This window comes from Sphingorhabdus sp. (assembly GCF_044338195.1).
GTDB lineage: Bacteria > Pseudomonadota > Alphaproteobacteria > Sphingomonadales > Sphingomonadaceae > Sphingorhabdus_B.
The window spans coordinates 1-10,328 of the sequence record NZ_JBIIMC010000048.1 but is presented as its reverse complement, the minus strand read 5'-3'; the positions used below and the strand labels follow the sequence as shown (position 1 = coordinate 10,328).

The following is a 10,328-nucleotide window of genomic DNA, read 5'->3' as shown; positions in this document are numbered from 1 at the left end:
CGTGACTTGGATTTTGGTGCCGTACCCGTGCGCATCAATTTCCGTTCATCAAAGAACCCGTTCGCGGATTAAGCCCGCACGCAGCGCAGTCTGGCAAACAGACTATGTCAACGCTCTGTTTACTTCTTCCGATGTACTGTCGTGCTGGACCGTATTTCCGTGTCCCGGGAGCAAATAGTTGACGAACGATCCGGATGGACTGATCGACTGGAAAGCCTTTGGTGAAACCCGCAACCTATTGGGTGCAGGCTTTGTGCGCATATTGGGCTATTTCCTTGAAGACGGCACGAAATCGGTGGCCGCAATCGAAGAAGCCATGCGTCTGAAAGATTCGGCAAAGCTGGTGATGCCTGCGCACACGTTAAAAGGCGAGGCATGGCAATTTGGCGCGAATCGCTTGGCATTGTTGGCCGAAGAAATTGAAGTCGCCGCGCGGCATTATGTCGAAATCCAGATCGACCCGTCTGAACTTGTTGAAAAGGTCGTTCACCTGCGTCCGACGTTCGAAGCGACAGTGTCGGCGCTCGAAGCCGAAACCAGTCCCTTGGTTGAGCGCCGTCCGGTCGCGGCCGCCCAACGCAACGCCCTTGGCGGAATGCGCTTAGGCTGATTATTCTTCGGGTGGTTGCGACTGCAACTGAATATAGTTTTCCATGCCCATGCGTGCGATCATGTCGAACTGCTTTTCCAGCACGTCCACATGCTCTTCTTCATTCTCAAGAATTTCGGCAAACAGATCACGGCTGACATAATCGCGAACAGCTTCGCTGTGCGCGATGGCATCTTTCAGTTGCGACAGAGCCTCATATTCAAGCTCTAAATCGGCTTTCAGGATTTCTTCGACCGTTTCACCAATGCGCAAGCGCCCGAGAAGCTGGAAATTGGGCAACCCGTCCAAGAACAGGATGCGCTCCGCCAGCTTGTCGGCATGCTTCATCTCGTCGATCGACTCATGCCGTTCAAAATGTGCCAGTTTAGACACGCCCCAATTGTCGAGCATACGATAATGCAGCCAATATTGGTTCACGGCGGTCAATTCATTTTTGAGCGCCTCATTTAGATACTCAATGACCTTTGCATCACCCTTCATGGCACAATCCTTTATTGTTTATCGAATCAAGATAGCGTGAAACATGCCCCAGTTGAAAGCGCAAAGTGACGTGAAACCGCCAATTATCGGATAGCTAATGCTACGCGGTCGCAGGTCCGGCGCTGATAATATTTCGGGCAAAGGTCAGGCACTGGCCGCATTTCGGTTTGCGACCAAGGCGCGCGTACACATCGTTCGGACGCTCAGAACCGCAACGCACCGCAGCGCGCAGGTCTTTTTCCCGGATAGCATTACACACGCAAACGACCATGGAACATCTCCTAAGAGACATATATAGTGTTAATGCGAATTGATTGCAATAGCATTAACGACGCATATGCTGCATCTGTCCGCGCGCCAGACTGCGCCACAGCCACTCCAGCGGGCCATAACGATATTGTTTCAGCCATGGTTGCGACCATGCAAGCATCACCGCCCACATCGTCAGCACATATGCCCATAGACCAAGACGGCTGACTTCGCCGAACAGGCCAAAGCCATAGCCATAAAATATAGTGGTCATGATGATGCTGGTGCCGAGATAATTGCTAAAGGCCGCGCGGCCAGCGGCGGCGACACGCGACAATAATGGACTGCTGCCGAAACGCGCGATGAGCAATATCAGCACCGCCGCATATCCGATGGTCAGCATGATACGCGGTATCGCCCCCCAAAAGAACATAATCGCGATCGCCGTAACCATGTCAAACCGGTTCATAATCATCCACAATGCGAGCAGGCCCGTCGCGATCAGACCAGCCGGCACCAGCCGCCATGCCCAGCGGCGGTAATCCGCGGACGACCAACTGCCCAAAATGAACCCGCTTTTGTTCATGGCCATGCCGATCATCATCAGCGGCAGCGTTTCGGCGATCGACATGAAAACCACACCAAATAAGGCCGGCCAATCGGCGAGCTTGTCCGCAACAATCTGACCATATGCCCCGCGGTGCAGATCGAGCTGCGCCGGGATATCAAAGCTGAAATCAGGGCTGGATTTCACGTCATTATATTGCCGCACCAAATCCGCCGACGCGTCGGGCTGGGTCGCCAGATATTGCAGGATTTGCAGCCCGCCAAATTGCAGCCCCCAAAAGGCAAGGCCCAGGCTGAAGATAATCAGCGCCCATTTGACCAAGCGCGCGGGCGCCCAGTTGCGGAACCCAAAAGCGACCATCCCGGCCATGGCGTACAGGAACAATATGTCGCCAAACCAAATGAAGAAATAATGCACGAGGCCGAAGACAGCGAGCCACGCCATGCGCCGATAATGCACCTGCGCCGCGCTTTCGCCATTGGACGACGCACGATCGGTTATCAAAATCAGGCTCGCACCGAACAAAAGCGAGAACAGCCCGCGCATTTTGCCGTCGATGAACACAAACGAGAACAGCCATGCCATCTGATCGGCAAAGGTTTCACCGCCATAGGCCGCAGGGGTGATGTAAGCCCATTCGGGCATCGCAAAGCCGATGATGTTCATCGCCAATATGCCCATCACCGCAAAGCCGCGCATGGCGTCCAGCGTGATGTATCTGCTTTCCGATGTCTGCATAACATTCCCCTGTGTTATTTGATTAATACAGAAGTCCGCGAAACCCGTCCAGCGCGTTAAGCTTTTGTTATTGACATGAATGTAGGTAGTAAATATCCCTATCGCATATCTAGCTTTGGATTCGCCATGACCGAACTGTATTTCTCCCATCCTGATCGCCCCCCTGCAAAGATTCAGCCGCTGAAAGCGTGGCGTCATTTTCGTAAGCTGATTGCCAACAAAGAAGACACCGAGCAGGTCTTTCACATCATTGCGGCGCTCAGCGGCCGCAAGTTCGGCGAAATGGCGCGGAAGTTTTGGGAAACACCCAAGGGTAAGGCATTGCTCGAAAGCAACGAGCGCCTCATCGACATGCTCGATGACCATGACAGCATCAAGAAACTGCCAGCGGGTACCGTTGGCCGTGCCTATGTCGAATTTATGGAGCGTGAAGGTTTGAGCGCGGCGGGTCTTGAGGCGGAATACGCCCAGTTCCGGACATCCTATCCCGATTTCGGCGATGTGGTTGAACGTTACGGCGACCGTTTGCGCGATACCCATGACATGCTGCACATCCTGACCGGCTATGGCCGCGACGCGCTGGGCGAACAATGCGTGCTTGGTTTTACCTATGCGCAGAACCACAATCTGGGCGTTGGCTTCATTGCCTATGCAGGCGGATTGGAACTGAAATATCGCGTCGCAAAATCTGCGCCGATTATGAAAGCCGTCCACGAAGGCTATCGTATCGGCAAAGCCGCGAAGAACATCGCTCAGGAAGATATCGCCGCCTTGTTACGCGAGCCTTTGGCCGACGCACGCAAGCGTTTGGGGATCGCGGAGCCAGTGACCTACAAAGCTGCGCATGCCGCGATGCGTTCGGGCGGTATTGATCCGTATAATCTGCTGGCACCCGCCGTTTAACGCCTGCTTCGGCTGAAGCAGAAGGTTGGCGTTAAGCTTTAGCTTTCCATCCAGTCCTTGAAGAAGCTTTCATGTGCGGTGCGAAGGTCGGCTATTTCGACTTCGAAACCGGGGCCATTCACTGACGTTCCGCCAACCGTGCCAATCCGCGTCATCGGAATGCCTGCGGCCTGTATTTGGTCCGCAGCGGCGCTGGTCACAATATAGCGCGCTTGATCTTCGCCGAACGCCGTGAAGGCGTCACCGATTTCTTCGAGCGCACATCCCTTGCCGCTGGCCAACGCCATTTCGGTCAAAGCCACGAGCAATCCACCGTCGGCAACATCATGCACCGCATTAACCTTGCCGTCTTGAATCAGCTGACGGACAAATTCTGCGTGCGCGCGTTCTTGGCCGAGATCGACCGATGGCGCAGCGCCGTCTTCACGCCCATGCAGTTCGCGCAGCCATAAGGACTGGCCCAAATGCCCATCATTATGGCCAATGACGAAGATGCCGTCGCCGTCGGTTTTAAAACCAATCGTCGCCATCTTGCCGACGTCTTCCAGCACACCCACGCCGCCAATGGCTGGCGTCGGCAAAATCGCGCTGCCGCCGCCGGTGGCCTTGCTTTCATTGTAGAGCGACACATTGCCCGACACGATTGGGTAATCGAGCGCCCGGCAGGCGTCGCCCATCCCTTCGAGGCAGCCGACGATCTGCGCCATGATTTCGGGGCGCTGCGGGTTGGCGAAGTTGAGGCAGTTTGTGATCGCAAGCGGCGTTGCGCCGACCGCGCTGATGTTGCGATAGGTTTCGGCAACCGCTTGCTTGCCGCCTTCATAAGGGTCAGCATAGCAATAACGCGGGGTGCAATCGGTGCTCATCGCCAGCGCGCGGTTGGTGCCGTGAATGCGCACGACGGCTGCATCACCACCCGAAAGCTGCGCCGTGTCGCCGCCGACCTGGCTATCATATTGCTGCCAAATCCACGCACGTGACGCGATATCCGGGCTTGCCATCAGCTTGAGCAAATCTGCGCCGATGTCGGTGCTGGAAGGTACATCGCCAAGCGGTTTGACGTTGGCCCATGCCTTATATTCTTCCTTCGACGCCGCTGGGCGGTCGTACAAAGGCGCGTCTTCGGCCAATGGTCCAAGCGGAATGTCGCAGACGACTTCGCCCTTCCACGTCAGCACCATATGGCCCGTGTCGGTGACTTCGCCGATGACCGCGAAATCCAGTTCCCATTTGTCGAAAATGGCCTTCGCAAATTCCTCACGGCCGGGTTTGAGCACCATGAGCATGCGCTCCTGGCTTTCCGATAGCATCATTTCATAGGGGGTCATGCCCTCTTCGCGGCACGGCACCTTGTCCATGTCGAGGATGATGCCTGCCTTACCATTGGTCGCCATTTCGACGCTTGAGCTGGTCAGGCCAGCGGCGCCCATATCCTGAATCGCGACAATCGCATCCGACGCCATCAGCTCAAGGCATGCCTCAATCAGCAGCTTTTCGGTGAACGGATCACCGACCTGAACCGTCGGGCGCTTTTCTTCAATGTCTGCGCCAAAATCCGCCGATGCCATGGTCGCGCCATGAATACCGTCGCGGCCCGTCTTGGACCCGACATAGACGATCGGGTTACCAAGGCCGGTTGCGGCCGAATAGAAAATCTTGTCCTGATCCGCAACGCCAACGGTCATGGCGTTGACGAGGATATTGCCGTCATAAGCCGGGTGGAAATTGGTTTCGCCGCCCACGGTGGGAACGCCAACACAATTGCCATAGCCGCCAATGCCCGCAACCACGCCCTGCACAAGATGCTTCATCTTGGGATGGTCGGGGCGTCCAAAGCGCAGGGCGTTCATATTCGCCACGGGGCGCGCGCCCATTGTGAACACGTCGCGCAAGATGCCGCCAACGCCCGTCGCCGCACCCTGATAAGGTTCGATGTACGATGGGTGGTTGTGCGATTCCATTTTGAAGATCGCGGCAAGCTTGCTGCCGTTCGGGCCTTCGCCAATGTCGATAACGCCGGCATTCTCGCCGGGGCCGCAAATGACCCAAGGCGCCTGTGTCGGCAGTTTCTTCAAATGGATGCGTGAGGATTTGTAAGAACAATGTTCCGACCACATCACCGAAAATATGCCGAGTTCAACCATGTTGGGCACACGGCCCATGGCGTGCAAAATGCGCGCATATTCTTCTTCATTGAGACCATGGTCGGCGACGATTTGGGGCGTGATTTCAGACATGAAACGGCCTTAGCGATGCGGCGATTTTTGTGCCACATAAAATAAATGGGCGCTGGTATTGCTACCAGCGCCCACTGCGTCTGATTTTGGAAATCCTTGGCCACTAGGGCCATTCTTTCCGCTTTCTGACGTCCGGTTCCCCAATCTGACCCGAAAGCCATTTCAGTTCACCTTGGTACCTTGGGTATCCTATCTGGCGTTGCTTTTCTTGCGATCAGCCGCACATGATATTCGTTGTCTTCGTACCCACCGCCTCTGCCACATTCCCAGTCTTGCGACCGATTGCTTGCCGATTTGGTGACCCTGCATCCACTCTGTTCAGCTCTGCTTTCCCGTTTCCGGTTCGGCTTTGCATCGAAGCGTGTCTGCCTGATGACTTGAAGGTCTCATGCTTTTCGAGTCGCACAAAGCGGAAAAAGGCGAGTTATCCACAGACGGGCCACTTCGCGGTGGACAAAATGGAGAACAACTTTGGGGGTGAAAGAGAAACGGCCTCCACGCAGTGCATGGAGGCCGTAATATTGTCCGGGGGCGGGGGAGAGAGGAGGAGAGTGCCGCCCGGTCAATGTATCTCGACAATCGCTTGCCGTTGACGTCCAAATAGGCGCGGCGCGTTTATGCTGCAATTGCGAAAAGAATAGGGTGAGTTGCATGTTTTGCAACTCACCCTATTTTGCGCAGAAATGCGTCAAATGCATTCCTAGTTACGGATGAAAAAAGCCGTTAAGGCGCAATTCCATTACCCGGAAGCGATGCGTTCACGATGCCGCCGTCGCACGCGATTGTCTCGCCAACGATATAATCGCCCGCACGCGCCGCCAAGAAGATCGCGAGTCCCGCCATGTCTTCGGGTGTACCGATGCGCGGGAACGGGATATTTTTGCCAACAGCTTCGGCATGGTCACGCGCTGCTTTGTTCATGTCCGACTGGAACGCACCGGGCGCGATGCCCGACACAAGGATGTTGTCCTTGACCAGCTCGGCGGCCAAACGGCGGGTCAAATGAATGACCGCAGCCTTTGATGCCTGATAGCTGTAGGTTTGCCATGGGTTGATGCGCAGGCCGTCAATCGACGCGATGTTGATGACCTTGCCGGGCCGATCAAATGTCGCTGCCGCTTTCAATTGCGGATGCAAAGCTTGCGTCAGGAAGAACAAGGATTTGACGTTGAGGTCCATCACGCGGTCCCAGCCGGCTTCGGGGAATTGACCAAAATCAGCGCCCCATGCAGCACCGGCATTGTTCACCAGAATGTCGACCTTTTCCTCACGCTCGGCAATTTGCGCGGCGAGCGAAAGGCAACCATCAACGGTCGACAGATCGCAAGGCAGGCCAATGACCTGATTGCCAAACTCGGCAACGGTTTCTTCGATTTGGTCCACCTTGCGCGCGCTGATGTACACGCGGGCCGCGCCTGCTTTCAAATAGCCTTCGACAATCATCTTGCCGATGCCGCGCGATCCGCCGGTGACCAGCGCAACGCGGCCATTGAGGTTGAATAAAGTTTGAATGTCCATGTCTAATCCTTTTACAAAATAAGCCGTATTAACCGTAGCCCTGAGCAGCTGTCGCACCGCGACTGCGTCCGTCGAAGGGTGCCAACCAGCGGTTGCGCAGACCTCTCAACGCCCTTCGACTTTCGCCAAGGCTGCGCCTTGACGGCTCAGGGCTACGGTTCTTGTTCCAATCCGTCTCAATAACCGTTCATCGTCGCCACGCGGTCTGCGTGATAATATGCATCGCCGAAAAATTCGTTCAGCCCGCGATCGCGCTTCATATAGAGGCCGATGTCATACTCATCGGTCATGCCAATGCCGCCATGCATTTGCACGCCTTCGCGTACCGCAAGATTGCATGCGAGCCCTGCTTTCGCCTTGGCTGCCGCAACATAAAGTTCCGCCTTGGCATGGCCTTCATCCATTAACGATTGCGCTTTCAGCACAATCGAACGCGCGCCTTCCATTTCACCATAAAGATGCGCGGCACGGTGCTGAAGCGCTTGGAACTCGCCGATGACGCGGTCGAACTGCTTGCGGGTTTTCAGATAATCGAACGTCATGTCCATTGCGCCAGTGCCAACGCCGACCATTTCGGCAGCAGCCCCAACGCGGCCAGCGTCCAGCATTTTGGAAAGCACAGCCCAGCCGCCGTCAACGTCACCAATGACCGCATCGGCATTCACCTGAACGCCGTCGAGTTTCACATGCGCGGCCATTGCGGAATCGACAAGCCGTGCCGCCTCCATCGACAGACCCGCCGCATCCTTGTCGACGGCAAACAATGTCAGGCCGTCGGTCTCTCCCACCGCGCCTGCGGTCCGTGCGGCGACGATCAGCATATCCGACGACGTGCCTTGCACGACAAATTGCTTGTGTCCGGTCAGTTTGAAGCCATTGCCACTGCGTTCGGCAACGCAGGCAATTTTTTCGGGCCGGTGCTTTACGCCTTCTTCAATCGCAATGCCGATAACCGTTTCGCCTGCCAAAATGCCGGGGAACCAGCGGTCACGCATGGCCTTGTCAGCCAGCTTCAACGCCTCGACAGCGGCAACCGATGTCGTCAGAAATGGCGAAGGTGACAGGTTGCGGCCAATTTCTTCCAGCACGATTCCCGCCTCAATCTGGCCCATGCCCATGCCGCCTTCGGCTTCGGGAATGAGGATGCCGGTGAAGCCCATTTCGGCAAACTGCTTCCACAGGCCGTGGCTGAAACCATCCTTGCAACCCATGTCGCGAAATTTGCGGAAATGGGTGACGGGGGCTTCGCTCGCCATGAAATCACGCGCACTTTCGCGCAGCATATTCTGGTCGTCGTTCAATGTCATCGCCATGGTCTTAAGCTCCTGGCATTTCGAGGATGCGTTTGGATACGACGTTCAGCATCACCTCGCTGGTGCCGCCTTCAATCGAGTTGGCTTTGGTCCGCAACCAATTGCGGGCCTTTGACCCGCCGTTGGAACGTTCGCTTTCCCATTCAAGCGCCTGCGTTCCGCCAATCGACATCACCAGTTCATTGCGCTTTTTATTCAGCTCGGTCCCGACATATTTCATCAGGTTGGAATAAGCAGGATGCGCCTTGCCGGTTTTCCATTCGTCCATGAACCGTTCGCCATGTGCACGGAATGTCAGATTTTCGACATCGAACAATGCCATTTGCGCGCGCAGCACGGGTTCTTCGGTCAATACAGCCTTCATCGCCGCACCGATGGAGGTCACGCCGCCATCGCCGCCCATGCCCGAAATCATCTCGCGCTCATGCCCGAGCAGATATTTCGCGACATCCCATCCGCGGTTCAATTCGCCCACGATCTGATGCTTGGGCACCACGACATTGTCGAAGAATGTTTCGCAGAATGGCGAATTGCCCGAAATCAACTTAATGGGCTTGGTCGTAACGCCGGGCGTTTCCATGTCGAACAACAGGAAGCTGATGCCCTGATATTTGTTGGTCTTGTCGGTGCGCACGAGGCAGAAAATCCAATCCGCCTTGTCCGCATAGGACGTCCAGATTTTCTGGCCATTGACGACCCAATGATCGCCCTTGTCTTCGCCAAAGGTCTGCATCGATACAAGGTCACTGCCTGAGCCGGGTTCGGAATAACCCTGGCACCAGCGGATTTCGCCGCGCGCGATCTGGCCCATATAATGCACTTTTTGCTCTTCGGTGCCGAACTTCAGCAAGGCAGGGCCAAGCATCCAGATACCAAAGCTGTTCAGCGGTGAACGGCAGCCGAGCTTTGCCATTTCCTGACGCAAGACTTTGGTTTCCTGCGGGCTAAGGCCTGCACCACCATAAGCTTTGGGCCAATCGGGCACGGTGTAACCCTTGGCCACGCAGCGTTCGAGCCACAGCTTTTGCGCGTCGGATTGGAACACAAAATTGCGGCCGCCCCAGCAGACATCTTCGTCACCCTTGGCAGGCGTGCGCATTTCAGCTGGGCAGTTTTCCTCCAGCCAGGCGCGCGCTTCGGCGCGGAAAGTTTCAAGCTCGGACATCATGCTCTCCTAAATTAATTGCTTAGTGAATTTTTGGGCGGTCACGCGCAGAAACGCAAGCGCTTATCGGTGAGCAAAGCATGCCGTAACGTCATTTGCATCGCGATTGACAGGCCAAGAAGCGGGCCTAGCATGAGGCTGAGAAACAGGAGAGAAACAACGTGCGATTCGACGGAAACACAACACTTTCGCGCAGCGTCATTTAACTCCCATGGCCCAAGCAGTCCCACTTCCCCGATCGTTGAAGGTCATGCATGGCCTAGGCTCCGTCGCCTATGGCGTGAAGGACAATGGCTTTTCCGTATTTCTGCTGATTTTTTATAATCAGGTGCTGGGCATTGATGCAGGGCTTGTCGGCACTATCATTATGGCGGCGCTGATTTTTGATGCCTTCGCCGACCCGATCATTGGCGAGCTGTCCGACCGCACGCAAAGCAAATGGGGGCGCCGCCTTCCATGGTTATACGGTGCCGCAATCCCGCTCGGCATTATCTGGATGCTGCTGTGGCACCCGCCCGAAATGGGGCAGACCGGAACGATCATCTGG

Annotated in this window: 10 protein-coding genes; 3 read left to right on the top strand and 7 right to left on the bottom strand. The window is 55.8% G+C overall.

Annotated elements, in window-relative coordinates; translation table 11 throughout:
• Nucleotides 1–178: 178 nt before the first annotated feature.
• On the top strand, nt 179–610 hold the full coding sequence (locus tag ACIQZK_RS10180) for an Hpt domain-containing protein (RefSeq protein ID WP_397576029.1): 432 nt from the start codon (nt 179–181) through the stop codon (nt 608–610).
• Here ACIQZK_RS10180 and bfr read toward each other — a convergent pair whose 3' ends face one another.
• The 3 genes from bfr to ACIQZK_RS10165 form a co-directional block, all read right to left on the bottom strand.
• Entirely contained in the window at nt 611–1,090 is a 480-nt protein-coding gene (bfr, locus tag ACIQZK_RS10175) for a bacterioferritin (RefSeq protein ID WP_397576028.1), read from the bottom strand.
• A gap of 100 nt (nt 1,091–1,190) precedes the next feature.
• Nucleotides 1,191–1,361 carry a (2Fe-2S)-binding protein gene (locus tag ACIQZK_RS10170; RefSeq protein WP_333569958.1) on the bottom strand — a complete coding sequence of 57 codons (171 nt, stop codon included), beginning with the start codon at nt 1,359–1,361 and terminating at the stop codon, nt 1,191–1,193.
• A gap of 54 nt (nt 1,362–1,415) precedes the next feature.
• Nucleotides 1,416–2,645 carry a DUF418 domain-containing protein gene (locus ACIQZK_RS10165; protein ID WP_397576027.1) on the bottom strand — a complete coding sequence of 410 codons (1,230 nt, stop codon included), beginning with the start codon at nt 2,643–2,645 and terminating at the stop codon, nt 1,416–1,418.
• Nucleotides 2,646–2,771: 126 nt separating this feature from the next.
• Between ACIQZK_RS10165 and ACIQZK_RS10160 the strand changes: the two genes are divergently transcribed.
• A complete protein-coding gene (locus ACIQZK_RS10160) occupies nt 2,772–3,548 on the top strand; it encodes a Coq4 family protein (RefSeq protein ID WP_397576026.1) in 777 nt (258 codons plus the stop codon).
• Between the two features lie 38 nt (nt 3,549–3,586).
• Here the strand turns inward: ACIQZK_RS10160 and purL are convergent, their stop codons facing one another.
• From purL to ACIQZK_RS10140, 4 genes are all read right to left on the bottom strand, one after another.
• Nucleotides 3,587–5,785, bottom strand: coding sequence for a phosphoribosylformylglycinamidine synthase subunit PurL (purL, locus tag ACIQZK_RS10155; protein WP_397576025.1), 2,199 nt, complete (start codon nt 5,783–5,785; stop codon nt 3,587–3,589).
• Between the two features lie 723 nt (nt 5,786–6,508).
• Nucleotides 6,509–7,303: an SDR family NAD(P)-dependent oxidoreductase gene (locus tag ACIQZK_RS10150; RefSeq protein ID WP_395634981.1), complete on the bottom strand. Its 795-nt coding sequence runs from the start codon at nt 7,301–7,303 to the stop codon at nt 6,509–6,511.
• 176 nt (nt 7,304–7,479) lie between these two features.
• The gene (locus tag ACIQZK_RS10145; RefSeq protein WP_395628122.1) at nt 7,480–8,616 is read right to left on the bottom strand and encodes an acyl-CoA dehydrogenase family protein; all 1,137 of its coding nucleotides are present in this window, start codon (nt 8,614–8,616) and stop codon (nt 7,480–7,482) included.
• A gap of 4 nt (nt 8,617–8,620) precedes the next feature.
• The gene (locus ACIQZK_RS10140) at nt 8,621–9,781 is read right to left on the bottom strand and encodes an acyl-CoA dehydrogenase family protein (RefSeq protein WP_395628144.1); all 1,161 of its coding nucleotides are present in this window, start codon (nt 9,779–9,781) and stop codon (nt 8,621–8,623) included.
• Between the two features lie 211 nt (nt 9,782–9,992).
• Between ACIQZK_RS10140 and ACIQZK_RS10135 the strand changes: the two genes are divergently transcribed.
• A partial coding sequence (locus ACIQZK_RS10135) for an MFS transporter (RefSeq protein ID WP_397576024.1) occupies nt 9,993–10,328 on the top strand: 336 nt, incomplete at its 3' end.

Excerpts from the sequence above, each read along its gene's own strand:
- purL (WP_397576025.1), bottom strand. The coding sequence starts at position 5,785 with ATGTCTGAAATCACGCCCCAAATCGTCGCCGACCATGGTCTCAATGAA.
- bfr (WP_397576028.1), bottom strand. The coding sequence starts at position 1,090 with ATGAAGGGTGATGCAAAGGTCATTGAGTATCTAAATGAGGCGCTCAAA.
- ACIQZK_RS10145 (WP_395628122.1), bottom strand. The coding sequence starts at position 8,616 with ATGGCGATGACATTGAACGACGACCAGAATATGCTGCGCGAAAGTGCG.
- ACIQZK_RS10140 (WP_395628144.1), bottom strand. The coding sequence starts at position 9,781 with ATGTCCGAGCTTGAAACTTTCCGCGCCGAAGCGCGCGCCTGGCTGGAG.
- ACIQZK_RS10150 (WP_395634981.1), bottom strand. The coding sequence starts at position 7,303 with ATGGACATTCAAACTTTATTCAACCTCAATGGCCGCGTTGCGCTGGTC.
- ACIQZK_RS10165 (WP_397576027.1), bottom strand. The coding sequence starts at position 2,645 with ATGCAGACATCGGAAAGCAGATACATCACGCTGGACGCCATGCGCGGC.
- ACIQZK_RS10170 (WP_333569958.1), bottom strand. The coding sequence starts at position 1,361 with ATGGTCGTTTGCGTGTGTAATGCTATCCGGGAAAAAGACCTGCGCGCT.
- ACIQZK_RS10160 (WP_397576026.1), top strand. The coding sequence starts at position 2,772 with ATGACCGAACTGTATTTCTCCCATCCTGATCGCCCCCCTGCAAAGATT.